General features: G+C 65.2%; 23 protein-coding genes. 8 read left to right on the forward strand and 15 right to left on the reverse strand.

All coding sequences use genetic code 11. The features are described from left to right. Together ACN0S5_RS20290 and ACN0S5_RS20295 are read right to left on the reverse strand one after the other, a co-directional pair. The coding region (locus ACN0S5_RS20290; protein WP_417210749.1) for an ABC transporter substrate-binding protein at positions 1-746 on the reverse strand (746 nt) is incomplete at its 3' end. Between the two features lie 24 nt (positions 747-770). Further along, entirely contained in the window at positions 771-1,007 is a 237-nt protein-coding gene (locus ACN0S5_RS20295; protein ID WP_094033077.1) for an Lrp/AsnC ligand binding domain-containing protein, read from the reverse strand. A 126-nt stretch (positions 1,008-1,133) separates the two neighbouring features. Here ACN0S5_RS20295 and ACN0S5_RS20300 point away from each other — a divergent pair, with 126 nt between their 5' ends. The 4 genes from ACN0S5_RS20300 (at position 1,134) to tsaA (ending at position 4,421) form a co-directional block, all read left to right on the forward strand. Further along, positions 1,134-1,919 (forward strand): SDR family NAD(P)-dependent oxidoreductase, encoded by a 786-nt coding sequence (locus ACN0S5_RS20300; protein ID WP_417210750.1) that lies wholly within the window; start codon positions 1,134-1,136, stop codon positions 1,917-1,919. A gap of 9 nt (positions 1,920-1,928) precedes the next feature. Continuing rightward, complete coding sequence (locus ACN0S5_RS20305; RefSeq protein WP_417210751.1) at positions 1,929-2,783, forward strand: SMP-30/gluconolactonase/LRE family protein; 855 nt, start codon at positions 1,929-1,931, stop codon at positions 2,781-2,783. Between the two features lie 204 nt (positions 2,784-2,987). Further along, positions 2,988-3,620, forward strand: coding sequence for a hypothetical protein (locus ACN0S5_RS20310; RefSeq protein ID WP_417210752.1), 633 nt, complete (start codon positions 2,988-2,990; stop codon positions 3,618-3,620). A gap of 303 nt (positions 3,621-3,923) precedes the next feature. Next, positions 3,924-4,421, forward strand: a complete 498-nt coding sequence (gene tsaA, locus ACN0S5_RS20315; RefSeq protein ID WP_417210753.1) for a tRNA (N6-threonylcarbamoyladenosine(37)-N6)-methyltransferase TrmO — start codon at positions 3,924-3,926, stop codon at positions 4,419-4,421. Here tsaA and ACN0S5_RS20320 read toward each other — a convergent pair. Further along, positions 4,413-5,921 (reverse strand): malonate--CoA ligase, encoded by a 1,509-nt coding sequence (locus tag ACN0S5_RS20320; protein ID WP_417210755.1) that lies wholly within the window; start codon positions 5,919-5,921, stop codon positions 4,413-4,415. The genes tsaA and ACN0S5_RS20320 overlap by 9 nt on opposite strands. Positions 5,922-5,988: 67 nt before the next feature. Beyond that, positions 5,989-8,586, reverse strand: coding sequence for an ATP-binding protein (locus ACN0S5_RS20325; RefSeq protein ID WP_417210756.1), 2,598 nt, complete (start codon positions 8,584-8,586; stop codon positions 5,989-5,991). A gap of 282 nt (positions 8,587-8,868) precedes the next feature. Between ACN0S5_RS20325 and ACN0S5_RS20330 the strand changes: the two genes are divergently transcribed. After that, positions 8,869-9,471 carry a response regulator gene (locus ACN0S5_RS20330; protein ID WP_417210805.1) on the forward strand — a complete coding sequence of 201 codons (603 nt, stop codon included), beginning with the start codon at positions 8,869-8,871 and terminating at the stop codon, positions 9,469-9,471. A gap of 20 nt (positions 9,472-9,491) precedes the next feature. Here the strand turns inward: ACN0S5_RS20330 and ACN0S5_RS20335 are convergent, their stop codons facing one another. Then, positions 9,492-9,980 carry a histidine phosphatase family protein gene (locus ACN0S5_RS20335; RefSeq protein WP_417210757.1) on the reverse strand — a complete coding sequence of 163 codons (489 nt, stop codon included), beginning with the start codon at positions 9,978-9,980 and terminating at the stop codon, positions 9,492-9,494. A 110-nt stretch (positions 9,981-10,090) separates the two neighbouring features. Continuing rightward, positions 10,091-13,042 (reverse strand): isoleucine--tRNA ligase, encoded by a 2,952-nt coding sequence (gene ileS, locus ACN0S5_RS20340; protein ID WP_417210758.1) that lies wholly within the window; start codon positions 13,040-13,042, stop codon positions 10,091-10,093. A 413-nt stretch (positions 13,043-13,455) separates the two neighbouring features. Between ileS and ACN0S5_RS20345 the strand changes: the two genes are divergently transcribed. Then, positions 13,456-13,785, forward strand: coding sequence for a hypothetical protein (locus ACN0S5_RS20345; RefSeq protein ID WP_417210759.1), 330 nt, complete (start codon positions 13,456-13,458; stop codon positions 13,783-13,785). 166 nt (positions 13,786-13,951) lie between these two features. Continuing rightward, positions 13,952-15,124, forward strand: a complete 1,173-nt coding sequence (locus ACN0S5_RS20350; RefSeq protein ID WP_417210761.1) for an FAD-dependent oxidoreductase — start codon at positions 13,952-13,954, stop codon at positions 15,122-15,124. A gap of 6 nt (positions 15,125-15,130) precedes the next feature. Here the strand turns inward: ACN0S5_RS20350 and ACN0S5_RS20355 are convergent, their stop codons facing one another. From ACN0S5_RS20355 to ACN0S5_RS20375, 5 genes are all read right to left on the reverse strand, one after another. Continuing rightward, positions 15,131-15,838: a VIT1/CCC1 transporter family protein gene (locus ACN0S5_RS20355; protein ID WP_417210808.1), complete on the reverse strand. Its 708-nt coding sequence runs from the start codon at positions 15,836-15,838 to the stop codon at positions 15,131-15,133. An 83-nt stretch (positions 15,839-15,921) separates the two neighbouring features. Continuing rightward, entirely contained in the window at positions 15,922-18,636 is a 2,715-nt protein-coding gene (locus ACN0S5_RS20360; RefSeq protein ID WP_417210762.1) for a DUF2339 domain-containing protein, read from the reverse strand. Between the two features lie 194 nt (positions 18,637-18,830). Then, positions 18,831-19,844, reverse strand: a complete 1,014-nt coding sequence (locus ACN0S5_RS20365) for a YcjF family protein (protein ID WP_417210764.1) — start codon at positions 19,842-19,844, stop codon at positions 18,831-18,833. Beyond that, the gene (locus ACN0S5_RS20370) at positions 19,841-20,305 is read right to left on the reverse strand and encodes a GNAT family N-acetyltransferase (RefSeq protein WP_417210765.1); all 465 of its coding nucleotides are present in this window, start codon (positions 20,303-20,305) and stop codon (positions 19,841-19,843) included. Before ACN0S5_RS20370 ends, ACN0S5_RS20365 begins: the two co-directional genes overlap by 4 nt. Then, positions 20,302-21,717: a YcjX family protein gene (locus ACN0S5_RS20375; RefSeq protein ID WP_417210766.1), complete on the reverse strand. Its 1,416-nt coding sequence runs from the start codon at positions 21,715-21,717 to the stop codon at positions 20,302-20,304. The genes ACN0S5_RS20370 and ACN0S5_RS20375 overlap by 4 nt, the downstream gene beginning before the upstream one ends. A gap of 196 nt (positions 21,718-21,913) precedes the next feature. Between ACN0S5_RS20375 and truA the strand changes: the two genes are divergently transcribed. Beyond that, entirely contained in the window at positions 21,914-22,681 is a 768-nt protein-coding gene (gene truA / locus ACN0S5_RS20380) for a tRNA pseudouridine(38-40) synthase TruA (protein WP_417210768.1), read from the forward strand. A 4-nt stretch (positions 22,682-22,685) separates the two neighbouring features. On the opposite strand, the gene ACN0S5_RS20385 is transcribed toward truA, so the two are convergent. The 4 genes from ACN0S5_RS20385 to ACN0S5_RS20400 all read right to left on the reverse strand — a co-directional run bounded on the left by ACN0S5_RS20385 (position 22,686) and on the right by ACN0S5_RS20400 (position 26,355). Then, positions 22,686-23,483 (reverse strand): phytanoyl-CoA dioxygenase family protein, encoded by a 798-nt coding sequence (locus tag ACN0S5_RS20385; RefSeq protein ID WP_417210770.1) that lies wholly within the window; start codon positions 23,481-23,483, stop codon positions 22,686-22,688. A 69-nt stretch (positions 23,484-23,552) separates the two neighbouring features. Further along, positions 23,553-24,086, reverse strand: a complete 534-nt coding sequence (locus ACN0S5_RS20390) for an RICIN domain-containing protein (RefSeq protein WP_417210771.1) — start codon at positions 24,084-24,086, stop codon at positions 23,553-23,555. A 101-nt stretch (positions 24,087-24,187) separates the two neighbouring features. Further along, complete coding sequence (locus tag ACN0S5_RS20395; protein ID WP_417210773.1) at positions 24,188-24,709, reverse strand: hypothetical protein; 522 nt, start codon at positions 24,707-24,709, stop codon at positions 24,188-24,190. Beyond that, on the reverse strand, positions 24,706-26,355 hold the full coding sequence (locus tag ACN0S5_RS20400) for a hypothetical protein (protein ID WP_417210774.1): 1,650 nt from the start codon (positions 26,353-26,355) through the stop codon (positions 24,706-24,708). The genes ACN0S5_RS20395 and ACN0S5_RS20400 overlap by 4 nt, the downstream gene beginning before the upstream one ends. Positions 26,356-26,468: the final 113 nt, after the last annotated feature.

A 26,468-nucleotide genomic window follows, 5' to 3' on the forward strand; every position in this document is an offset into this window, starting at 1 on the left:
CCCTGATCGAAGGAGAACGCAGGCCCGATCACCGGCACCTCGGCCCCCGAGCCGGAGTATTGCTTCATAAAGGAAATCCCCATCCCGCCGGGCAGGAAGTAATACAGGATATCCGCGTCCGAGGCCTTGATCTGCGCAATCTCGGCGGCGTAATCGGTCTGGCCCAGCTTGGTATAGACCTCCTCGGCGATTTCACCGCCAAAGCCGCGCTTGAACCCGGTGATCGCATCCTTGCCCGCCGGATAGTTCGGCGCCATCACAAAGGCCTTTTTCGACCCATCCGCCGCCGCATAGGCCCCCGCCGCCTCGTGAAAGGCGTCGTTCTGCCAGGCCACGTTGAAGTAGTTCGGATGGCAGCCACGCCCGGCCAGTTGCGACGGACCCGCGTTGGGGGACAGGTAGAATTTGCCCTGCGCGGTCACGCTTGGCACCACCGCCATGGCAAGGTTCGACCAGATGATCCCGGTCAGCACGTCCACCTTTTCCGACTGCACCAGCTTGTCCGCCAGTTGCACCGCCACGTCCGGCTTGCGCTGATCGTCCTCGATCACCACCTCGATATCGTCGCGCCCCGACTGTTCGATCGCCAGCATAAAGCCGTCGCGCACGTCGATGCCAAGGCCCGCGCCGCCGCCCGACAGCGTGGTGATCATGCCCACCTTCACCTCGGCCGCCGCCGCAGTCGCCAGCGCGGCGCAGACCGCGCCGCCCAGTGCGAATGTCTTGGCCAATGTCTTGAAAGTCATAAAAGTCTCCCCGTCGTCTGTTGTCTAGAACGCTCTGAACGTCAGCGTGGTCAGCGTGCGTTCGATCCCGTCGATATCCAGCAGGTTGTCGTTGATGAACTTGCCCGTGTCGTCCTCTTCCGGGATGTACATCTTGAGCAGCAGGTCATACTCGCCGCTGGTCGAGTACAACTCGGAATGGATTTCGCGCAGGGCGATGTCTCCGGCCACGCGGTAGGCCGTGCCGGGGCGGCATCTGATCTGGACGAATACGCAGTTCATGGAACCCTCTCTTCCGGTGTGCCCAGACTAGAACCGATATCGCGCCGTGATTCCAGCCCTTTGAGAGGTCTTGCGCCGCGCGCCCCGGCGCGAGACAGTGGCAGCGCAATCATGGGGAGGAGCACGATGGACGAGACCGGGAACACGATCCCCGTCCACCCGGACCTGCGCGGTGCGTCGGTGTTCATCACCGGCGGCGGTGCCGGGATCGGGGCCGCCCTGACAGAGGCGTTCCTCCAGCAGGGCGCGCGCGTCGCCTTTGTCCAGCGCTCGGATGTCACCGTGTTCTGCGACCGGATGGAAACCCGGCACGGCAACCGCCCGCTGTTCCTGCCCTGCGACGTCACCGATGAGCCCGCCCTGCGCGCCGCCATGGCCAAGGCCGCCCGCGCGCATGGCCCGATCACCGTGCTGATCAACAATGCCGCCAACGATACCCGCCACGACACGCTGACCACCACATCCGCCGAATGGGACGCGCTGATCGCGGTCAACCTGAAAAGCTATTTCCTCACCACCCAGATCGCCGTGCCAATGATGCAGGCAGCGGGGGGCGGCGCAATCGTCAACTTCAGTTCCATCAGCTACATGGTCGGCATGGGCGAGATGACCGCCTACACCACCGCCAACGGGGCCATCACCGCCATGACCCGTGGCCATGCCCGCGAGTTTGGCGGCGACGGCATCCGCGTCAACGCCGTGGCCCCCGGCTGGGTGCTGACCGACCGCCAGTTGCGGCTCTGGGCCAATGAAGAGGCGCTGGCCGCCTTTCTGCCGAAACAATGCCTTGGCCGCCACCTGGAACCGATGGACCTTGCCGGGCCAGTGCTGTTTCTGGCCTCACAGGCCAGCGCCATGATCACCGGACAATGCCTTGCCGTCGATGGCGGCGTTGTCACCGTTGCCGCCTGAGGAAACCCCATGACCGCTTGCACCACCCTGTCCGACACCCGCTGCATCCTTGGCGAAGGGGCTCTTTGGCACCCCCGGCGAGGCACCTTCCTGTGGTTCGATATCCTTGGCCACCGTCTGTATGAACACGACGGCACCACGCAACGGCACTGGCAATTTGACCGCGCCGTCTCTGCCGCTGGCTGGGTAGACCGGGACCGCCTGCTGATCGCCTCCGAACGCGACCTTTTTACCTTCGACCTCGATGCCGGAACCGAAACCCATGTGGTTGTTCTGGAGGCGGACAACCCCGTCACCCGCTCCAACGATGGCCGCGCCGACCCTCAGGGGGGCTTCTGGATCGGAACGATGGGCTATCACGCCGAAGCCGGGGCAGGGGCGATCTATCGCTACTACAAAGGTGAGTTGCGCACACTGTATCCGGGCATCTCCATCCCCAACGCCATCTGCTTTGCCCCGGACGGAGGTTACGCCTATTTCACCGACACCCCGACCAAGATCATCCGCCGCGTCGCACTGGACGCCGAAGGCTGGCCCGCAGGCGACCCCGAAGACTGGCTGGACCTGAACCCCGAAGGACTAAACCCCGACGGCGCCGTCACCGACGCGGCAGGCAACCTCTGGAACGCCCAATGGAACGCCGCCCGCGTCGCCTGCTACGCGCCAGACGGCACTTTCCTGCGCGCACTCCCCCTGCCCACCCCCCAGATCACCTGCCCCAGCTTCGGCGGCTCCAACCTGACCACGCTTATGCTCACCTCCGCCAGCGAGGGGCTGTCAGAGGACGACCACGCGGCAGGGAATACCTTTGCGTTTGAGACAGAGGTGACGGGGCGGGAAGAGCCGAGGGTTTTGTTGGGGTAAGGGAGTGGGCCACGGCAGGCGTTCAACCATGCCAAAAACGGTGCTCTTGGGAGCGTCGTGGGGCTGTGGCGAATGGCTCGTCTGAGCCCATTGTTCGGAATGCTGCAGTGCGAACAAATGACTGCTATGGTGATGCGGTCGCGAATGCTCTGTAGGATGAAAGGTGGAGAATGAAGGGAACGTGCAAGCTATGCCTTAGGGAACGTGAGCTTCAAAAAAAAATGTCACATCTACCCTAAATTCGTAATCAATAAAGCCGGGAGTACACTTCACCAACAAAAGCCGAACGGCAAGTTCGGCACCCAACAAGATTTCTATGCCGAGCACTATTTCTGCAGGGAATGCGAGAACGACGTTTTCAACAAATGGGGTGAAGATCCGGTCTCCGATGGATACCGTTTCCCAGAGAAATTAGACAATGTGCCCCAAGTTGCACTTGAACATCTCGGGCTATCGACGGTCTATAAGGCGCTGATGTGGTTGAAGATTGATGTGCCGGAAGCTGCATTTCAAGCTGAGGAGTGTTGGAGAAGAAAGATATTGGAACGGCGCTCTGCTGGCTCCTGTCATCCAATTTTTTGCATACCGACTTTTGAGTGTCCTTCGCATCCCGTCGCAACGGTCTTGAACCGTTCATACAATATGCGGATAGTTGAAGAGGAAGATTTCAGGTTGGTATGGCTGAACATGCCTGGCTTCCTCATGGCGGGTTTTTCTGATTTTCGTCGGCAGTGTTCTGAAGGCGAATTGAAAATGGCATTCGAAAAAACAGCTAAATCTGAAGCGATACGTCTGAGCTCTCAGGCTGAAAAGCTGACGTTACTTCGCGATCACTGAGTGTCTGCAAAGTCCCGCACAGCCGACATCTGAGATCGCTACCGAAACCCTCATTTTCGTCCACAACCTGACTACAAAACCCTCCAATGTTCGCCAAGTCTATGCCCAACCGCGGAAACCGACAGGTGTCCCGAAATCCATACCAAACGCGCCGCCCTCGCTCCCCCAAGCCCTAACACTTCGTAAATTCGCCTCTGCAACCCATTGAAGACGCGACGTCACCTTGCTGTCCACGCGTGGACACCCCTCCCTGCGGCCAAAAACCCACTGGCCCAAATCCAGCCCCAAGGGCACTCTCATCCCATGTCCACATCCATCCATCGAGACCAGCTCCGCGCCGGCGAAATCCATGCCGAATTGCCCCCCGCCACCGACGCGGGCCTGCGTTTTATCGGCCGGATCGAGACACCCTTTCAGGTCCGCGCCGATTGCCCCAGACAGGGCGATCCAGACGGCGGCCCCGATTGCCGCCTGATCCTCGACCCCGTCTATGCCCCTGCCCTCGAAGGCCTCGACCAGTTCGAATTTATCGAGGTTCTCTACTGGTTGCACGAGGCCCGCCGCGACCTGCTCACCCAAAGCCCCAAGGCCGACGGCCTGACGCGCGGCACCTTTTCCGTCCGCTCACCGCTGCGCCCCAATCCCATCGGCACCTCAATTGTCCGCCTGATCGGGCGCGAGGGCACAACCCTCACCGTGCGCGGCCTCGACTGCCTGACCGGCACGCCCTTGCTGGATATCAAGCCTTACCGCTGCTCCTACGCCGTGCAGGCCCGCGCCAAGCCCGGCGTCTCAACCTGAGAACAGCCCCGCGAACCGATCCCGCAGCGCCGCCTTTTGTACCTTGCCCATCGTATTGCGCGGCAGGGCGTCGATCAGTTCCATATGGCGGGGATGCTTGAACCGGGCCAACCGAGCGGACACCTCCGCGCCAACGGCCTCCAGATCCGGCACCTGTTCCGGCAGCGGCACCAGCACCGCCACAGGCGTCTCACCAAAGTCCGGATGCGGCACGCCGACCACGGCGGATTCCAACACGCCGGGCTGGGCGTCCAACAGCTCCTCGATCTCCTTGGGGTAGATGTTGAACCCGCCCGAGATGATCAGATCCTTGCCCCGGCCCACAATGGTGACGTAGCCCTCCGCGTCCATCATCGCCAGATCGCCGGTGATAAAGAACCCGTCCGCCCGCAGTTCGGCGGCGGTCTTTTCGGGCATCTGCCAATAGCCCTGAAACACGTTCGGCCCGCGCACCTCCAGCGTGCCGATCTCACCGCGCGGCAACTCGGCCCCCGCGTCGTCACAGACCTTGGCCTCGACCCCCGGCAGGGGGGGGCCCACGGTGCCCGCGCGGCGGTCGCCGTCATAGGGGTTGGAGGTCGACATGTTCGTTTCAGTCATGCCGTAGCGTTCAAGGATGCGGTGGCCGGTGCGCGCCTCGAATTGCCTGTGCGTCTCTGCCAGCAGCGGGGCGGAGCCGGAGATGAACAGCCGCATATCCCGCGCCGCGTCGCCGTCAAAGCGTGGGTTGTCCAGCAGGCGGGTGTAGAAGGTCGGCACCCCCATCAGGCTGGTGGCGCGCGGCATCCAGTCGATCAGCGCGTCGGCGTCGAGTTTCGGAAAGAACACCATCGATCCGCCCGCCGCGAGGATCACGTTGGTCGCCACAAACAGCCCGTGGGTGTGAAAGATCGGCAGCGCGTGCAGCAAGACGTCATCGCCGGTGAAGCGCCACAGGTCGACCAGCGTCAGCGCGTTGGACAGCAGGTTGTTCTGGCTCAGCATCGCGCCCTTGGAGCGGCCCGTGGTGCCGGAGGTGTAGAGGAATGCGGCAAGGTCGTCACCTGCGCGCGGCGCGACGGGGGCGGTGGTCGGGGCAGTATCGGCCATGTCGGCAAGGCTGCCGCCCTGCGGACCCAGCGTTTCACAGCCCGCGCCGAAACGCTCTGCCACTGCGCTTAGGGCTGCGGCCTTGGACGGGTCGCAGACCAGCACCCGCGCGCCGGAGTTCTCGACGAAATAGGCGATCTCATCGGCTGTGTAGCCGGTGTTCAGGGGCAGAAAGATCACGCCCGCCTGAAGGCAGCCAAAGATCAGCGCCAGCGCATCGGGGCATTTTTCCACCTGCAACGCCACCCGGTCGCCCGGTTGCAGGTCAAGACCGCGCAAGGCCCCGGCGAACTGGGCGACCCGCCCGACGAAGCCCGCATAGCTGAGGTGTCCGCCCTCTGGCAGGTGCAGGAAAACCTTGGCGTTCTGCGACTGGTGGCCAAGCAGCGTGTCGTAAAGCGGGTTGGACATTGGGGCTCTCCTGCGCGGTTTCTGGTGTGTTTAACGCCGCTGGGCGGAAGGCGTAAAGCCACCGCGCCTACTGCGCCTGTTCCAAGGCTTGCAACGCCACCGTCAGCGCCGCGCGCGTGGTCTCCCAGCAGGTGGCCAGCTCGACAGTGCGCTTCGCCAAGGCGGCCCTTTGTTCGGCCTGTGCCTCGGTGTGCAGCGCCCGCAACAGCGCCGTCAGCTTGACACTTCCCAACACCGCCGACGAGCCGGACAGGCGATGCGCTTCGGACGCCAGCGTGGCCAGACCCGCGCCGCCCGACTGCATCAGGTCCGGCAGAACATCCAGAAAATCGGACATCTCATCGACAAAGCGGTCGTGGATAAAGGCCACGCGCTCATCGGACAGATGCCGCCGCATTTCCGCAAGCTGGGTCGTGTCGATGCTCTCACAGGTCAACGAGACAAGGGGCGGCGGCGGGGCAGTGGGGGCCTTTTGGGTGGCTTGCATCAATGTCCCACGGATCGCGTCGAGCGTCAGTGGCTTGATCAGGACCGCCTGCATCCCGGCGGCCAGAAATGCCTCGATTTCTTGCGGCAACGCGTGTGCCGTGGTGGCGATGATCGGAGTTGCCGCATTGATGCCCGCGCCGGCGCGCAGGGTGCGGGCCACGTCTATTCCGTCCATTCCGGGCATCGAAATGTCCATGAGGACCACGTCGAACCGGCGCGCTTCGGCCAGTTTCAGGGCCAATTCGCCGCTGGCGGCGGTCTCGACATGGTGCCGGTCGTGTTCCAGCAATTCGCGCCCGACGATCCTGTTGATCTCATTGTCCTCGACCAGCAGGATTTCGCAGGGAGGCGGCACCGGGGACGGTTTCACCGGAGGACTCTCTGGCACGGGCAGGTCCGGATAGGCCCGTTCCGGAGGTGCAAGCGGCAGCCGCAGCCAGAACACGCTGCCGTCCCCCGGTTCGCTTTCCACGTCCAGTTCGCCGTCCAGCGCCGTGGCCAGCCGCCGCGAAATGCCCAGCCCCAGCCCGGTGCCCGACGTGCTGCGCCCGTAGGTGCTGTCAATGGTGACGAAATCCTCAAAAATGCGGTCAAGATCCGCCTCGGCGATGCCGATGCCGGTGTCGGTCACCCGCAGTTCGACCGCCTCCAGACCGTTGCTGCAATCGGCCTCGATGGCGATACGCCCGTTGCGGGTGAACTTGATCGCGTTGCTGACGAGATTCAGCAGGATCTGGCGCAGCCTGTCCGGATCGCCGTGGACGTGGTGCAGTTCCGGGTTCGGCGGCACCAGAACAAGGGTATTGCCATGCACCGCCGCGTTCTGGCGCTGGTTGTCGATGGTCTCTTCCAGCAATGCGATCAGATCAAACCCGGTCTTGCGCAGGCTCATCTTGCCCGCGTCCAGCCGCGAGATGTCCAAAACCTCGTTCACATGGCGCAGCAACACGCGGCCGGACTCTTTCACGATGCGCAAAAAGCGCTGGTGGCGTTTGTCGAGCGCGGAATTGTCGACCAGTTCCAGCGTGCCCAGCATCCCGTTCAACGGCGTGCGCATCTCATGGCTCATGACGGCCAGCAACTCTGCCTTTTGCTTTTCACCTGCGATGGCGCGGTCCCGTGCGCGTTTCAGGGCGGCCTCGCTGCGGACACGGTCGGATATGTCGCGCAGGAACGCGATGTAGATTTCGCCACTGGGGCTTTGGGCACGGGCCAAGGACACATCGACCGGAAAGACAGAGCCGTCGCGTCGTTTGGCATCCAGCCGGACAATGCCCTGACCGGTGAACCTTGGACTTCCGCCCCTGCGAAAGCGGGCCAGCCCCGCGCGGTGGGCGTCGCGGAAATGGTCGGGGATGATCAGGTCGGCCATGTCGGCGCCGATGGCCTCGGCGCGGGCATAGCCAAAGACCCGTTCGGCCGCGCCGTTGTATTCAATAATGCGCCCGGCATAGTCCGACACCACCACGGCGTCGAACGAGGTCGACAGAATGGTTTCGATCCGTTCGCGGGTCTCGCGGTTTTCCCGCGCTTCGGCATCGCTTTGCCGGGCCAGTCGGAACAGGGCCAGAGACAGGACCGCAAGCATCGCCAGCAGCGCCACGGTCAACAGCCCGACTCGGGCCATGCTCTGGCCCAGACTGTCGCGCTGGGCATACCCCAGTTCCGAGAAAAATTCGACACCGGCCAGCGTTGCGTCGCGCACGGCCCCACGGGCGGCGCGCGCCTCATCGGCCATTCGGGGCAGGGCGGCGCGCAGGCCCGCGTCCGGCCCGTCGATCACCGGCAACCAAGTGTCGCGAAAGGCCGAGATCTGATCAATCCGGTCCGCGACGATGCCGAAGTCCAGCAAGGCGGCGAATTTTGAACTGTCCTTGAGGGTTTGCACACGGCTGTAATACACGTCATAGCGCAGGCGGACCTCTTCCAGAGTGTCGATCTCTGCACTGGCGCGCAGGGCGGCGATCTCCAGCGCCATGAGTTCGACCTCGGTCTGGCCCAGCGTCCATTGCATATTGTCCGCCGCCGAAGCGGCGAGCCTGCGGACCTGCTGGCGCAGGTCAAGCACCAGCACCGCGATGGTCGCGACGATCAGAAAGACAACCAGCACGGCCAGCACCCGCCGCAGACCAAGGGCCGGGGCAAACAGCGGTGCCCCTGTCTTCGCAGGTCTCACGCTGTCACCGTGGCGGGTGCCTTGCCGAAACAGTCTGCCATCTTGGGTCTGGGGCAACTCGTCATTTTTTTGCGCGCCTCGGTGGATCTGTGCACGCCAAGACAACCCATCTATGCGCGCGCTTGCAAGCGCGATCGGGTCTGAGTGCCGCTTCTCGGGACGCAGGGTTTGGCAATGTATTTCAATTCCTGTATCTCTCACTTACGAGCGAGGCACAACGAACCGGAAAAAACAGCCGGGGACCGGGAACAGCGGCGCACTGGTGTGAGTGGGGCAGACATGATGAGAATTCTTGTGGCGGATGATCACGACTTGGTTCGCGACACCATCGCCGCGTATCTCGACGGGGCGGATGTGGATGAGGTCCGCACCGTGGCCACGTTGCAGGACGCGGTTGCGATGGCCAAGGAAAGCGGCAGCTTCGACCTTGTTCTGCTGGATTACAACATGCCGGGGATGAACGGTCTCGAAGGGCTGGAACTGATGCGCGCGGCCAATTCCGGACGTCCGGTGGCGATCCTGTCGGGCAGTGCTACGCGGGACGTGGCCAGCGCGGCGCTGAAGGCGGGCGCGCAGGGCTTTATTCCCAAAACCCTCAGCGCGCGGTCGCTGTTGTCGGCGGCCCGGTTCATGGCGGCGGGTGAGGTTTATACGCCGATCGACTTCATGAAGCCCGGTCGCCTCGACAAGGAAAGCGTTCTGACGCGACGCGAACAAGAGGTTTTGCGCGGCATCTGCGAGGGCAAGGCGAACAAGGAAATCGCCCGCGATCTTGATTTGCAGGAGGTCACGGTCAAGCTGCACGTCAAGACCCTGAGCCGCAAGCTGGAGGCCCGCAACCGCACCCATGCGGCGATGATCGCGCGGGATCGCGGGCTGGCCTGAGGTGGCTGGCCGCGCGCTGTCTACTCCGGCCCATAGCGACGGCGTTCGATTGTCACCCGCCCTTGCGCGTCGGACCGGATGATGTGCAGATCGCCATAGGCCAGCGGCGACGGCTCTGACAGGCGCAGGTCCTCCCAGATCGTTGCGATGTTGCCCTTGTTGCCCACCCAGATCACCACGGTTCCCGCGCCGCGCTCGACCAGCGCGGGGGTTGGGTTTTCCTGCGGCAGCCGTTTGACCGGCAATCCAAGCGCCTGCGCCAGCGGTTCCGCCGTGTCGAGATTGCGCTTTATGCCGGGGCTGTAGATATGCGCCACGCCCAGACCGTCGACGGCCTTGACAAGGGCGCGGGCCCGCGCACGGCCCTTGTCGTTGAGGTCTTCGCCATCCCGGTCCGCATGGCGCGTCACAATCAGGGTGGAGTTTGGTCCAAGCGCCAGATTGCCGGGCAGAACCCCGCAGGCGGCCGTGACCGAGACAAGCGAAATCAGGAATAAGCGGCGCAGCATGGCGTGGTCCCTCACATCTTGTTGACCCAAGGGTAACGCGATTCAGGGCGGTCCGGCAATGTCGCGTGCGGGCCTGCCCCGGACCAGCCGGGGCAGGTGATGTATGGCTGTTACCCCAGCGCGTCGTTGCAGCGCTTGCAGGTGGCGGGATGGGCATGGGTGCCCACGTCCGGCAGGATTTTCCAGCAGCGCTGGCATTTATCCCCATCGGCCTTTTCGAACACCACCGTGACGCCGTCGACCTCTGGCAGGCGGAACGCCTCGGACGGCGCGGGATCGCCCGACAGCACGATATCCGAGGTGATGCAGACGTCCTCGAATGCCACCGATTTCAACGCGGTCAGCATATCGGCCTCACGCACATGCACCACGGGGGCTGCCTCCAGCGAGGCACCGATCACCTTGTCGGTGCGCTGCACCTCCAGCGCGGCGGTCACGGCGCGGCGGGCGCGGCGGACCATTTGCCATTTGGCGGCCAGCGGCTCATCCAGCCATTCCTTGGGCGTCTCGGGGATGTCTTGCAGGTGGATCGACGACTCGTCTCCGGGGAACCGCTCCAGCCAGACCTCTTCCATGGTGAACACAAGGATCGGGGCCAGCCATGTGGTCAGGCGGTGGAACAGCAGGTCCATGACCGTGCGCGCGGCGCGGCGGCGCGCGGTGTCGCCATCGCAATACAGCGCGTCCTTGCGGATGTCGAAGTAGAAGGCCGACAGTTCCACCGTGCAGAAGTTGAACAGCTGCTGATAGACGCCCTGAAAATCATAGGCGGCATAGCCTTCGCGGACCACGTGATCCAGTTCCGCCAGACGGTGCAGGATATAGCGTTCCAGTTCCGGCATCTCGGCGGCGTCGACGCGCTGGTCCTCGGTGAAATGGGTCACCGCGCCCAGCATGTAGCGCAGGCAGTTGCGCAAGCGGCGATAGCCGTCGGCGGTGCCTTTCAGGATTTCCGGCCCGATGCGCAGGTCGGCGGTGTAGTCGGCCTGTGCCACCCAAAGACGCAGGATATCCGCGCCGTACTGCTTGGTCACATCCTCGGGTGCCACGGTATTGCCCAGCGATTTGGACATCTTGTTGCCCTTGGCGTCCAGCGTGAAACCGTGGGTCAGCACGCCGCGATAGGGCGCGCGCCCCTTGGTGCCGCAGGCCTGCAACATGGACGAATGGAACCATCCACGGTGCTGGTCGGTGCCTTCGAGGTAAAGGTCGGCAATGCCGTCCTCTGCCCCATCCGGGCGGTCGCGCAGCACAAAGGCATGGGTCGAGCCGGAGTCGAACCACACATCGAGGATGTCGAACACCTGTTCCCATTCCTCGGGGTCGTATTCATTGCCTAGGAAGCGCGCCTTTGCGCCCGGTTTGTACCAGGCATCCGCGCCTTCGGTCTCAAACGCCTCGTTGACACGGGCATTCACCGCCGGATCGCGCAGGAGGAAATCCGGATCGGTCGGCAACGCGCCCTTTTTGGTGAAGCAGGTCAGCGGCACACCCCATGCGCGTTGGCGCGACAGAACCCAGTCGGGCCGCGCCTCGATCATGGAATACAGCCGGTTGCGCCCGGTTTGCGGTGTCCACTTGACCAGTTGGTCGATGCTGGTCAGCGCGCGCTGGCGGATCGTGGTGCCATAGGTGTCCTGCCCGTCGCCGACCTCACGGTCGATGGCGGCGAACCACTGCGGCGTGTTGCGGTAGATGACCGGCGCTTTGGACCGCCAGCTATGCGGATAGCTGTGAGTCACGCGCCCACGCGTCAGCAACCCGCCCGTCGCGACCAGCGCGTCGATCACGGCAGAGTTGGCTTTGCCCTCTTTGCCTTTGCGGTCAAAGACCTGCAACCCGGCGAACAGGGGCACATGCGGCAGGAATTCGGATTCCTCGCCGACGTTATGCGTCATCCGGTCGATCCAGTTGCGCGCGACAAAGCATTCATAGTCGTCCTGACCATGGCTGGGCGCGGTGTGGACAAAGCCGGTGCCGGCATCGTCGGTGACATGGTCGCCGTCGATCATCGGAACGTCGTAGTCCCAAAAGCCATCCGCGCCGTCGATCCCGCGCAGCGGGTGGGCAAGGGTCAGCGCGCCAAGTTCATCGGCAGAAACGTCGCGGACGCGCGTCCATTGACCGTCTTCGAGCCGCGCCTTGGTCAGCACCTCTGCGGCCAAGGTGTCGGCCAGCAGGTATGTGTCGCCCACGGTGGCCCAGCATTCGTCGGGCGTGCCGGTGACCTCATACAACCCGTAGGAGATGGCGGGGTTGAAAGCGACGGCCTTGTTGGAGGGGATGGTCCAGGGCGTGGTGGTCCAGATAACAACCTTGGCCGACAACAGGTCGGTGTTCATGCAGGCGCCGGTGTTCGGGAAATCCGCCGCGGAGACGACATCGAACATCACCCAGATCGTGTGGCTCTTGTGGTCGTGATACTCGACCTCGGCCTCGGCCAGCGCGGTCTTTTCCACTGGCGACCACATCACGGGTTTGGAGCCCTGATACAGCGTGCCGTTCATCAGGAACTTCTGGAATTCCTCGGCGATCACCCGTTCGGCGTGAAAATTCATCGTCAGATAGGGATCGGCCCAGTTGCCGGTCACGCCAAGGCGCTGGAATTCGTCCCGCTGGATGTCGATCCATCCTTCGGCGAATTTGCGGCATTCCTGACGGAAATCGACCACGTCGATATCGTCCTTGTTCTTGCCCTTTTCGCGGTACTGCTGCTCGATCTTCCATTCGATCGGCAGGCCGTGGCAGTCCCAGCCGGGCACATAGCGCGCATCGCGGCCCATCATCTGCTGCGACCGCACGATAAAGTCCTTGAGCACCTTGTTCAGCGCGTGGCCGATGTGCAGGTGGCCGTTGGCGTAGGGCGGGCCATCGTGCAGGATAAAGGGCGTGCGGCCCTCTTTTTTCCCACGCAGGCGGTCATAGACCCCCAGCCGGTCCCAGCGGTCCAGCCAGCCGGGCTCGCGCTTGGGCAGGCCGGCGCGCATCGGGAAATCGGTTTTGGGCAGGGACAACGTGTCCTTGTAGTCGGGCAGGGTCGTGTCGGGTGTGTCGGCGCACATCTCGGGCGTCCTTTGGATCGGTCGTGTCGGTCAGGATGAAGGGGCGGCGTGACGGCTCATACGCCTTGTCCCGGCGGCTCGTACTGTCAGAGCGCCGGGCATGTAATTCGGATGATGATCGCGAAAAAACACATCTTGCGCGCCTTATAGGACCGGACGGGGCGGGCGTCCAGAGGATGCGGGCGCGGGCGGGAACCTGCCGCAGGTTCAGGCGCGCCCGGCGGATCAAAGCCGGTCGCGGGGCGCGTCGCTGTTCCATCCGCTGGAACCCGCCGAGTCGAAACCGGCATTTCGGCAAACCTGTACCGAGATTTCCGGCCCATGGCCTTGGCCCCTTTCCTGGACGCGGGCAATCGCCACGTTAGCGGCATGCGCCGGACCTCTCCGACGCTACAGGAGGAAAGGAACGCCAAATGACTACTCAGGACCCGTACCTGCGCCAGCACGAGGCGCGTTATGCCCCCGACGAGCGGATCGACCAGCGACTTGCCACCACCCGAGGATCGAGCGGGTCAGTGCTTGGCCTTGTTGTTGCGCTGGCCATTGGCGTGGCCATCGTGGCGCTCTTGTCGCTGGGCCCCGCCGCGACGACAGACCCGGTCGAGGCCCCCGCAGCGGTCGATCCCACGGGGGCGCCGATGCCCCTGACGGACGCGCCCGATGCGCCGGTCGCCCCGCTGAGCGACAGCGCGCCGGACGGCGGCGCAGACCCGGCGGCCCCGGTCGGTGCGCCCGCCGAATAAGCCCGCATGACGGGTTGTGACGCTCCCGGCTCCGGGTCTGGCCGGTGCCGGGGGCGTCCTGTGAGGATCTGCGGCGCGGATCGGTCGCACCACCTGCGTCGCTGCGTCGCTTGCGCCCGCCCGGTCAAGACGGTTTCCCTTCTGTCGGAGGAAGGGGAGGTCCGCCATGGATATTGCGATTGCCGGGGCTGGTATGGGCGGCCTTGCGGCGGCGACGGCATTGCGCCAGTCGGGCCACACCGTCATCGTCTTTGACCAATTCGACGCGCCCGCCCCGGTCGGCTCTGGACTGGTGGTGCAACCCGTCGGAATGGAGGTGCTGGACAGGCTGGGCGCATTGCCCGCCGCGATGGCGTGGGGCAACCGCATCCACCGCATGTTCGGCCATGAGGTACTGAGCGGACGCCCCGTTCTGGATGTGGCCTATGACGCCCCCGGCGATCCGCGCTTTGGGTTGGCCATTCACCGCGCCGCGCTGTTTCAGGCGCTGCACGAGGCGGCGCTGGCCGCCGGTGTGCAGATAGAGCCGGGCCACCGCGTCACCGGGCGCGCGGGCACGGAACTGTTGTTTGACGACGGGCACGAAGGGCCGTTCGACCTGATCGTCGATGCCACCGGCTCCGGCTCGCCGCTGTCTCCGATGCGCGCGCGGCCCTTGGGCTATGGCGCGCTTTGGGCGACGGTGGACTGGCCCGAGGGCACGGACCTGCCGCGCAATGAGCTGCGGCAGGCCTATCGCCGCGCGGACCGGATGCTGGGTGTGCTGCCGGTGGGCCGTATTCCCGGCCAGTCGGGGTTTCGGTCGTCGATTTTCTGGTCGCTTCCGGCCGGGGCGTATGACGACTGGCGCGATGGCGGGCTAGAGGCATGGCGGGCAGAGGCGGTCACGCATTGGCCTGCCTTTGCGCCCTTTATCGATCAGATCACCGACCCCGACCAGATGACCATGGCCCGCTATGCGCACGGCACCCTGCGGCGCCCGTTCGAGGACGGGATGATCTACATCGGTGACGCGGCGCACCGGGCCAGCCCGCAACTGGGGCAGGGCGCGAACATGGCCTTGCTGGACGCCTGTGCCCTTGCAAGGGCGCTGGAGGCCGCGCGCGGCGACGTGGCGCTGGCGGCGCAGTGGTACGCGCAGGCGCGGCGCTGGCATGTGCGCGGCTACCAGTTGATGAGTCGCCTGTTCACGCCGCAATATCAGGGCGATAGCCGCTGGCTGCCGGTTCTCCGGGACCGGGCGTTGTATCCCCTGTCGACGGTCCGTCCGGTCCAGCGCATCCTGACCCGGCTGGTCTGCGGCGACCTGTTGCCGCCGCTGGGCTCATTGCAGCGCTGACGCGCTTCAGCCAAACAGCGATCCCACGTAATAGGCGATCCCCGCCGCCACCCCGCCGATGGCCAGCGTCTCCAGCCCCGACCGCCACCACGGCGACAGCGACCAGACGCTTTTTACCGACCCGATGGCGAAAAAGGTGATCAGCGTCAGCACGGTCGCAACGGCAAAGCCCTGGGTCATGCCAATCAGGAACGGCAGCAGCGGCACGAACCCGGCCAGAAGGAAGGCCACAAAAGTCACCAGCGCCGCCCGCATCGGATGCGGATCGACCGAACCGATGCCGTATTCGCCCTCCAGCATGGTGTCGATCCAGACGTCATGATTTGTCGACACCTGCTCGACCGCCTCGTCCAGCGTGGGCCCCGACAGGCCCTTTTGTTCAAGGATCACACGCAGCTCGCGCCTTTCGCCTTCCGGATGCAGGCGGATGTGGCGTTCTTCGATGTTGCGCAGGCGCATCTTGTTGTCGCGCTCTGCCTTGGTGGCGGAATAGTTGCCTGCGGCCATGGAAAAGCCGTCCGCCAGTACGTTTGCCAAACCCAGCGCCACGACAATGAAGGGCGACAGGCCCGCGCCCGCGACCCCGGCGACGATGGCAAAGGTTGTCACGGCGCCGTCAATCGCGCCGTAAACCGCGTCGCCCAGATCGCCTTTGCCCGGCGGGTTGGCAAGCCGTTCGGCGATCTCGGTGTCGGTGTGGCCGTGTTCGAGCAGATGCATCCGCAAGGTCCTCCGGAATTGTCGCGCGCCGTGTCGCGCGAGTCCGGACGCGGGTCAAGCGCGAGCGACTCGCAACCCTATGGTTCCGGGTCCGGTGTGGCGCGGGTCTGCACCCAGCGGTTGAACCACGCCAACCCGGCCAGCGACAGGCCCAGCAGCAGGAAGGAAAACACCCGCACCAGCCCCGCCAGCCCGGAGATGTCGATCAGGAACACCTTGGCCACGGCCAGCGCGATCACCGCGACACCGGCGCGGCGCAGGGCGTCGGACCGCCGCGCAAGCGCCTGATAAAACAGTCCCGCTCCGGCCAGCAGCAGGGCGACGGTATAGCTGTAAAGCTCACCGTCGGTGATGCCATGGACCGTGTGCATTGCCAGCCCGCCCTGCCAAGCATGACGGATCGTCAGGCCAAGCCAGAGCAGCGCCAGCGCCGCACCCGGCAGGCCGATCCCGATGCGCAGCCAGCGCGGCAAGTGACCCAGCCGCCAGGCCCCAAGGATCAGCGCGAGGGCGGGCAACAGGTAGGCCGGGATCAGGGTGTTCAGCCCGATCACGCCATGCACCGCCTGCTCCTCGAACAGCGGGTTGCCAAGGCTCACCGCCGTCAGAAGGTTGCCCAGCGCCACCAGTCCAAAGATCACCGCCAGCGCCGCCCGCAGCCAGCGCATCGGACCACCCAGCATCAGCCGTTCCAGTTGCGCCAGCGCGATGCCGATCCAGATCGTGCCGTAGAGGCCAAGGAACCAATGCACGTCCTGCTGGCCGTGGCCGATATGGGCCTCGATCGCGTGGTACAGCACAAGGCTGACAGACATGCCCGCCACCGACCATGCCGCGCTTTCCAGAAAGACGCGGGCGCGCGGGCGGGGGCGCAGGGTGCACAGCCAGAGCGCCGCCAACAGGGCCACCAGTGTGCCGCCGTAGGCGGCCAGCATCTCCAGCACCGGCACGTCGATGGCCCAGTCAAGGCCGGGATCGAAGGTCAGCCGGTAGCCCAGCGCCAGAACGCCCGCCGCGATGAAACCGGTCATTTGCGGCAGGTCGAAACGGCGGTCCAGCGCGGCGGCGCTGACCACAACCGCCGCCAGCGCCAGCGTCAAAGCGGCCTCTGTCAGCAGGACGGTCAGGGCAAAGGCCAGACAGGCCAGCGCCGAGACGGTGAACAGCGCGGTGCGCAGCCTGACCGCCCCATCGGCGCGGGCAAAGCGCGCCGCCAGCGCCACCATCAGCGCCGCCAGCGCCAGCGCGTGCAGCGCCCATGGCCATGCCCCCAATAGGGCGCGTGCGTCCCAGACGAAATCCAGCGCCAGACCGGCCAGCGGCGCGATCAACGCCGCGGCGGCGGCCCAGACGGCGGGGTATCGGCCCGGTTTCAGGCTGCGCCATGCGCTTGCCAGCCCGACCAGCGTCGCGGCCAGCAGCAGCAGGCTCAGGTCCAACGGCAGGCGTTGTTCGGTCAATCCCTCCTGGGCCGCCAGTCGGGCGTCCAGCGCGGCCCGCCCTGCGGCGTTCAGCTCTGGCAGGGCGATCAGCGCCAGCAAGGTCAGCGCCGGCAATGCCGCCTGATCCTGCAAGGCGGGCGCCCCCCGTGACCAGATGGTCAGGAGGATCGCAAGACCCGTAGCCAGCCCAACCGACAATTGCCAGGTCGTGGCGCTGAACAGCGCCGCGTAACCCAGCGCGGCACAGCAGGCCACAAGCAGCGCGCCGGAAAGGATCACCGGAAAGATCGGCTTGCGCAATGTCTCGGCGGTGGCGGCCACGGTTTCCACGATGCCAAGACCGGAATGATCGGGGGCCAGCGCCCGCGACGGGATCAGCAACGCCAGCAGGACAAGGACAACGGCATAACCCGCAAAAGAGGCCATCAGCGCCTCGTCCCCCGGCGCGGATAGCTGCAACAGCAGGCCAGTGACAAAGCCCAGAGTGACCGACAGGGCACTGACCCATGCCCAGCGGCGCAGCGTGTCGATGCCAAGGCCCAAAGCGGTCAGCAGGCCAAAATAGAGCAGCAGCCATTCAGGGTTTTCGCTTTGCCCGCCCACCAGAAACGGCGCTGCCATGCCGCCGATCAATCCGACGGCGGCCAGCAGCGGGCCATGACGCCAGCCCAGCAAAAGGCCGAACAAGGCGATGGCGAACAGCGCCCCAAGCGCCGGACCGGGGGCCACAAGGTCATACAACAGACGCGCCGCCAGTACGCCGCCCATCAACGAAACAAGGCCCGCCCCGGACAGGACAGAGGGCAGGTAGGCCGTGGCGCTGGCCGCGTCGTCGCCAAAACGGCGGCGGATGGCCTCTCCTGCCGCAATCAGTGTCGCGCCAAAGGCCAGAGCGGCGATCACCCGCATCGTCGGTGTCAGCAGGCCGGTCTCAATGCCGTATTGCACGAGGAAAATCCCGGCGAGGGCCAGAGAAACGGCTGCAATCGCGTAAAACCAGTTGTCCCGCAGCCAGACCCCTAGGGTTTCAAGGGCCGAAGGCCCGGTGCGGCGCGGCGCTTTTGCCGGGAGCACAGGCGGTGCTTTGGGCGTGACCTGGGCGGTTTGTGTGGCGGGGGGCGGCGGCGGGGCGGCGGGTTTCTCAGCCATCGGCGCGGACGCGGCGTTGGCGGGGCGCGCTGGCGACTTGGGCTGCGTGGATACGGAGGACGTCTCGGCGTGCAGGCCCGCAACTGTCCGGCTCAGCGCCGTTACCTGACGGCGAAGGCGCACATGCGCGATGATCAGCACGATCACAGCCACGGGCAAAGCAAGGACCACAAGGCCCAAGAGGACAAATATGGCTTCCATAAAACCCGCAAGCTCCCGGTTATTCGAAAGCGCAGTTTAGGGTCTGCCCGTTCCGCTGCACAGGTCCGGAATGCCGGACCCGTCCAGAGCTTTGCGTTATCCTGTCGGTGTCACAAAAGGACGCGTGTCCGGGGCCTGATCCGGGATCTGCCACCACCTGCGGCCACCGCGTCTGCCACCCTGTGACGCCTGTCTCAGCCCTTGTCCTGCATCACCAGTCCCGACAGGCTGGAGCGGATGATGGAGCGGACCGAGGGGCGCTTGCCCTTGCCAAACGGCAGCGGGCGGCAGACTTCCATCGCGGCCACACCCACCCGTGCGGTCAGCGCGCCATTGACCATGCCCTCGCCAAAGCGGCGCGACAGTTTGCCCAGAAGGCCGCCGCCCAGGATCGGCTCCAGCATGTCATCCCCGATGGCCACCGCCCCGGTGGCCACCAGATGCGACATCACCGCCCGCGTCAGCCGCCAACTGCCCAGCGTGCCGGAGCGGCCGCCATAAACCTCGGCGATGCGGCGGATCATCCGCAGGTTTGCGGTCAGCGCCGCCGCCACATCGGCCAGCGCCAGCGGCACCAGCGCCGTCACCGTCGCGACCTGCCGTGCGGCGGCCTCGACCTCGCGGCGGGCGGCGGTGTCCAGCGGGGCCAGCAGGGCCGTTTCGGCATGGTCCAGCAGGCCCTTGGCGTCAAAGATCTCATCGCGCTGCGCGGCCAGCTTGTCCCGGCCCCACCGGGTGTCTTCGCGTCCCTTGTACAGCGTCACCAGATCGTCGGTCAGCTTGCGCGCGGCCCCCAGATCCTCTGCCGCCAGAACGGTTTCGGCGGCATGGTGCAGGCTGTCGATCCGCGACAGGCGCGAAAAGGCGGCGATTTCCTTGACGATGATCATCAGGCAGACCAGCGCAAAGGCCCCGAACAGGCCAGTGACCGCCCAGCCCAGCAACGGGGTCGAGGCGATCAGGTCAGTCGCGAATTTCCACGCGGCGATCGAGACCAGCGTGCCGACCAGCGCCACCAGCAGCCGCCAGAACCAGCGCGCCAGAACCGAAGGTTGCCGCGTCGCCAGCGCGGCGACCGTGGTCATCGCGGCCCCTTCGGGCGGGGGCAGATGCGGCTCTGGCACCGGGGGGGCGGCGGCGGGGTTGGGGGCCTCTGCGCCCTCATCGTCAAGGTTAATCAGGATCGGGCCCTTGGGCGGTTGGCTCATGTCAGTTGCTCCTGAGAGGGACGGCGCCAGTGATAGCGGATGTCGGGCAGGCCTTCGTCATTGTCGCCATCGGTGCGGGCGATCTCATGGAACCCGTGCCGCAGGTAAAACCGCTGCGCCCCGCTGTTTTGTTGAAACGTCCAGAGTTCCAGCGCGTCGGCGCGGGTCTTGGCATCGTTCAGCAGGGCGGTGCCAAGGCCCTGTCCCTGCGCCCAGGACGCCACAAACAGCGCGTCGATGTCGACGCCGTTGCGGGCGATGAAGCCCGCCAACCGGGACGCATGTTCCACCACGGTGACCCAGCCGCGATCAATCAGCGTGCCGGCGTGTGAAATGTCCTGCGCGGCAGAATGCAGGCGGGGTTTCCACGACCGCGCCTCCACCGCTTCGGTGATCATCGCGCCCAACTGCCCCGCATCGCCCGAATGCGCGGGGCGCAAGGCAATTTCAATCCCGTTCACAGCCGGTCGCCGATCAGGAACTGCGCGGCGCGGTCCAGCCGGATGTGGGGCGGGCCTTCTCCGGGCTTCAGCACCAGTGGCGCGGGGGCGAAATTCATCACCGAATAATCCTGATCCAGCCACTTTTCCGCCCCGTCACGGGCGGTGCCCAGCAGGTGCGACGGATCTTCGGGCAGGGCACCGGGGTAAAAGGCCGCCTGTTTGCCGGTCTCAAGCAACGTGCCGCGCACGCAGGGCAATTCGCTGCCCTGATGCTGGATCACCTGTTCGGTTGTGGCCCGCAGCGCGGCCAGCGACATGGCCTGCGTATCGGCCCCGGCAAACCGCGCGCGGTCCCGCGCCTCGCGGGTCAGCGCCTCCATGATGGCGGTCAGTTTGCCGTGTTGAAGGTGGTGCAGGTGGTCGGCCTTGGTTGCCGCGAACAGGATCTTTTCGACGCGCTTGCCCATGAAAAGGCTGGTCAGAAAGGCGTTGGTGCCGGGGCGAAAGGCGGTGAGGATGTCCGCCAGCGTACGGCGCAGATCCTCCATCGCGCGGGGACCCGCGTGGATCGCGCCCAGCGCATCGACCAGCACGATCTGCCGGTCAATGCGGCTGAAATGGTCACGGAAGAACGGTTTGACGACCCGCGATTTGTAGCTGTCAAAGCGGCGCTCGAACTCGCGGTACAGCGAGCGGCGCGGGGCGCCATCGACCGGCGGCAGCGGCGCGAAGGTCAGAACCGGAGAGCCTTCAAGCTCACCCGGCAGCAGGAAACGCCCCGGCGAGCAGTCGGAAAACCCCGCGCCGCGGGCAATGTGCAGCGAGGCCGTGTAGGCGTCGGACAGCAGACGGGCGCGGCTTTCGTCAAGGTCCTGTTTGGTGTCCTCAGCCTCCAGCAAAGAGCGGGTTTCCGGCCCGTCGGGACGCAGGGCAAGCCGGTCCAGCATGTCGCGCGACCAGTCGGCATAGGATTTGTCCAGCAGCGACAGGTCCAGCAGCCATTCGCCGGGATAATCGACAATATCAAGGTGCAAGGTGCGCGGCCCCTGCAAGCCCGCCAACAGACCGGCAGGACGGATTCGCAACGACAGGCGCAATTCCGACACCGCGCGGGTGCTGTCGGGCCAGTGCGGCTGGCGTGCCGTGAGCGCGGCCAGATGGGTCTCGTAGTCGAAACGCGGCAGGGTGTCGTCGGGTTGGGGTTGTAAAAAGGCCGACAGGATGCGGTTTTCACTTTCGGCGACCAGTTGCGGCATCCGGGCGCGGTCCATCAGATTGGCGACGAGCGAAGTGATAAAGACGGTCTTGCCGGCACGCGACAACCCGGTCACGCCCAGCCGCAGGGTCGGCTCAAAGAACGTCTCCGACAGGGTGCCGGTGATGGTCTCGACGCTGCGGGTGAGTGTGTCGGCGATGGTGCCAATGACCATGAGGGATGGGCCTTGTCCTGCGGTTCGCTGGCAACTTAGTCATTGGTCGCGTGTGGGGCCAGAGGCGCGGGCGGGGAATATGGCCGATGTTGCGCCTGCGCGCGTGGCGGGCGCCCACCCGCCCACCCCCGCCCGCCACGCGCGCGGACCCGTCGCGGGATTGCCCTATGCCGGGCGGGGCGCTAGGACGCGGTCCATGCCCAGATATGCTTTACTCGTGGAATATGATGGCCGCCCCTTTGCGGGATGGCAGCGGCAGGCGGACCAGCCGTCGGTGCAGGGTGCCATAGAGGCCGCGCTGGCGCGGCTGGAACCGCGCGACCACACCATCGCGGCGGCGGGGCGCACCGATGCGGGGGTTCATGCGCGCGGGCAGGTGGCGCAATGCGATATGGTCAAGGACTGGGACGCGTTCCGGCTGTCCGAGGCGCTGAACCATCATCTGAAGCCGTTGCCGGTGGCAATCCGGCAGGCGGCGCGGGTCGACGACGACTGGCACGCGCGGTTTTCGGCGGTCGAGCGGCGCTATCTGTTCCGGCTCATGATGCGGCGTGCGCCCGCGACGCTGGAGACGGGGCAGGTCTGGCGCGTGAACCACCAGCTGGATGTCGATGCGATGCGCGCAGGCGCGGTGCATCTGATCGGCCATCATGACTTTACCACCTTCCGGTCGGTGATGTGCCAGTCCAAATCGCCGGTGAAGACGCTGGATGAGATCGCGATCGAGCGCATCGACGGGCTGGGTGGGCCGGAAATTCATTTCCGGCTCCGCGCGCGGTCCTTCCTGCACAATCAGGTCCGCTCTATCGTGGGCACGCTGGAGCGGGTTGGCGTTGGGGCCTGGTCGCCGGATCGGGTGAAGACCGCGCTGGAGGCACGTTCGCGGCCCGCCTGCGGGCCGGTTTGCCCGCCCGACGGGTTGAGCCTGATGGGTGTCGGCTATCCTGCGGACCCGTTCGCCTGACCAGTCAGCGCCGGAACAGCACCGGGAACCAGTCTTCGCGCAGGCGCTGGCCTTGGGTCATGTCGTGACCGGGGAAGGGTGGCGAGGTTGGCCCCGGACGGGTGGTATAGCGTGCATCGTCGCCCACCATTCGCAACGAAAAGGCGCGGCGGCGCGTGTCGCTGTTGTTGCCGCGCGCGCCGTGCAGGATGCCATAGTTGAAGGCCACGGCGTCGCCGGGTTCCAGCGTCCATTCGCGGATATCCATGCCCTCGGCGTCCGGGTCGGGCACCGGCATATAGGCGCTTTCATCGGGGTAGAAGGTGTCCTCGGACAGCCAGCGGGTCGGCAGCACTGGTTTTTCCCAAAGGTGTGAGCCTGCGACGCAGCGCAGCGTGGCCTCTGTCACCGGGTCCAGCGGGCTCCAGAAACTGACGGTCTGGTGGCCTTCGACAAAGTAGTAAGGTCCGTCCTGATGCCAGGGTGTGGGTTTCGAGGTGCCGGGTTCCTTGACCAGCACGTGATCGTGGAACAGTTGCGCACTATCGGATTGCATCAGGTCGGCGGCAACCTCGGCGGCGGGGCTGGTGCGGATGACCTGCTCAAACTCCGGGATGCGTTGCCAGTTGCAGTAATCGTCGAAAAAGCGTCCGCCTTCGCCCGCTTTGAGGTTTTCGGCAGCATAGGGACCGGGATCGGTCATGTTGCGGGCGACGCCCGCGCGCAGGGCCTCGACATGATCGGCAAACAGGCCGCGCACCACCACCACGCCGTCACGCTGATATGCGGTTATGTCTTCGGGGTTCAGTAAGCTGTGTGGCATGGATCTCTCCGGTTTTCACCGGAGAGAAACACGGTGCCTTTGCCGGGGCAAGAGGGCGCGCGGCATGGGTCAGTTGCCGAGGTCGACAAACTTCCAAAGCTGGCCGGACACGTTCTGGCAGTTGTCCATGAAAGCCGCGCCGCCCAGCGTCGATTCGGGGGCGTACCGGTTGCCTTCAAGGCATTTCCCTTCCCCCTGAAACTGGGTTTTCAGCCGGTACCAGCCGTCGCCTTGCGATTCGATCTTCCAAAGCTGGCCGGACACGTTCTGGCAGTTGTCCATGAAGGCCGCGCCACCCAGTGTCGACTCGGGAGCGTAACGGTTGCCTTCAAGGCATTTGCCCTCACCTTGGAAAACCGTCTTTAGCCGATACCAGCCGTTGCCCTGCGACTGAATTTTCCACATCTGGCCAGTGACATTCTGGCAGGTGTCCATGAAGGCCGCGCCGCCCAGTGTCGATTCAGGGGCATAGCGATTGCCTTCGAAACACTTGTTTTCCGGGGCCTGGAACATGGTTTGCAGTCGGTAGGTGCCTGAAAAATCCTGTGCAACCGCCGGACCAGCGACGACAACAGCCAAAAAGGCCGCGAGACGTTTCTTCATTTGATAATCCATTTGCTAAATTGCGGCGCAAAAGCGCACCACACCAAGACGATTGCATTGAGATATATATTTAATCAAGCGTTTGCTTGACGCCTGAAGTTTCAGTCGTTGTCGATATTGCCTGCGCCCGCTCCGGCATCGCGGGACGCCCCTGAAGAGGCAACATAGGTTTCAGACGCCAACTGCCCAAAGTGCGCGACCAACTCTGCCGGGACGTCGATACGGGCGGGCAGCCGGGGCCGGGCCGGGGTGTCGGATCGGGCGCATAGGGTCAGGCGCGGCAGGCCGTCTTCGGACTGATCGATCCGGGCCCAATCCACTTGGATATTGATCAAACCGGTGTAGGCCAGCGCCAATGCCTCGTCACCGGGTTGCAGCGTCAACGTGACCTCCGGACCGGTGAGGGTAAGAGCGCGCAGAACGTCCTCTATCAACAGCGGCAGGCGCAGCACCGGGCTGTCGGTCGCATTGGCCAGCGCGCGGTCCAGCGCCGCGGGGGGGCCACCCCCGGCAAGGTGATGCACGGCGGCCGCGCCAAAAAGTTCGGCCTGACGAGGCGGGAACCCCGCCCCGCGCGCCGCCTTTTGGGCGAGACCCGCAATCTCGTTGGCGGAAAAGCTCATGCGGTCAGACCCGCCAGCCACCAGTCGTCCGCGCGATCCGTTCCAAGGTCTTCCGGCAGGGGCGCGCCCTGCGCCAGCGCGATCCGGGTCCAACGGTCGGACTTGGGGTCAAACTTTGTCGCCCCGAAAAACGCCAGCTTGCAGCGCAGCATGTCGATCGGCAGGCAGGTGTCGGCGATCAGGTTGTCACGGATTTCCGAATAGGGATGGCGCAACACACAGGCCACGCGCATCAGAGCCAGTTCATGTTGCGGCAGCGCGGCACGAAAGGCGCGCAGGTCGTCGACGCCGTCCAGCGCCCGGTAAAGCGCCTGCACCCGGCGGGCGATGTCCAACGGGCTTTCCCGTTCGGCCCCCGGTTCGGTGAACCGGTCGCCTATCCGGGGTTCCAGCTTTTCCTCCGAGACATACCAGAACCGGCGCTGTTGGGCCGCATGGTCAAAGTCAAATCGCAGCGCCCAGCCAAAATGCGTCTCAATTGCCGCCCGCAGGGCCGCGATAGAGCCAAAATCAGAGACCGGCGGGCCCAGTGGATCGGCCATCTGGTCGGACAGGTCGTCAACGATGTCGCCAAACGGCTCCAGCACCAATGCCACGCACAGCTCCTGTGTGTCGGGCGAATAGGCCTGTGCGGCGCGGATCAAGGCCTCTATCGGGTGGGTGCCGGGCAGATCGGCCAGCACATCGCGCACCGCTGGCCATTCCGCGCGCAGCAGATCGATCCGGGACTGATGATGCGGGTCTGGCACCTGCCATTCAGCCAGATGGGCGGCGGCCCGGTCGGCGAGGCGGATCAGCCGGTCGCGTTGCGCGGGGGGCAATGTCGGCAGGGCGCGGACACGGGCCAGCGCGGTTTCGCGGGCGGTGATCCAGTTGTTGAGCAGGACAGGGTGCGAGACAAGGAAAGGGGCCATCCCCAAGCCGGTCGAATTCCCGATCCCGAGGTGCCGTTTCAGCCGTGGGTCCAGCGCCGCACCGCCAAGGTGTTCGACCAGGTCGTGGGTAAAGCTGCGGATCATCCAGACGGTCAGCATCTCGGCGGCAAAGGGGCCGTCGATACCGGGGCGGCCCTCTATCTGGGCGCGGTCGGCGATACCGAACTTGCCGTTGCCATAGACGGCGGTGGTGCGCATCAGGTAGCCGACGCCGTTGATCAGATCGGCGTCGGGCTGAAGGCCCGCGCGCAGACGGTCGACCACATGGGCGAAAAGGCGCACCGACTTGTTGGCCCGGCTCAGGACCAGATCGCGTTCGGTGAACCGCGCGGCCTCTTGTTTCGGGGCGGTGGCGCGGATGCGGTCGATTTCCGCAGCGTCGGGCACTCCGTCATACAGCACATAGGAGGTGTCCCACGCGGTGGCGATCACGCGGTCGGTGCGCATCTCGTCGGGCAAATGGGTCGAGACCGCGACGAGGCTGTAGTCATGCCCGCCCAGAGCGATGGAATAGACCGCATGGCCATAGCCCTGCGCATCAATCCGCCAGACCGGACGGGTCAGCCGCGCACCTTCGCGGGCAAGGCGGCGGGTCAGCACACGCAGAAAGCTTAGCCGGGTCGGAAACGCGGCGCCCATACGCCCCAGCCGCATCACAAGGGACGGCGGTCGCAGCTCGGTTTGCGGTGGCATGGGCGCGTGGTCTTTCATGCGGTGACTGTGCCATCTGATCTGCCATGAGGGAAGAGGCTCGGTATTGCGCCCCGGTGTTGTGCCGTGAAAGGGTGCCATTGCAGGAATTTGGCACAGGGACCGGAGGGCCG

This window comes from Antarctobacter sp., assembly GCF_048262615.1.
GTDB lineage: Bacteria > Pseudomonadota > Alphaproteobacteria > Rhodobacterales > Rhodobacteraceae > Antarctobacter.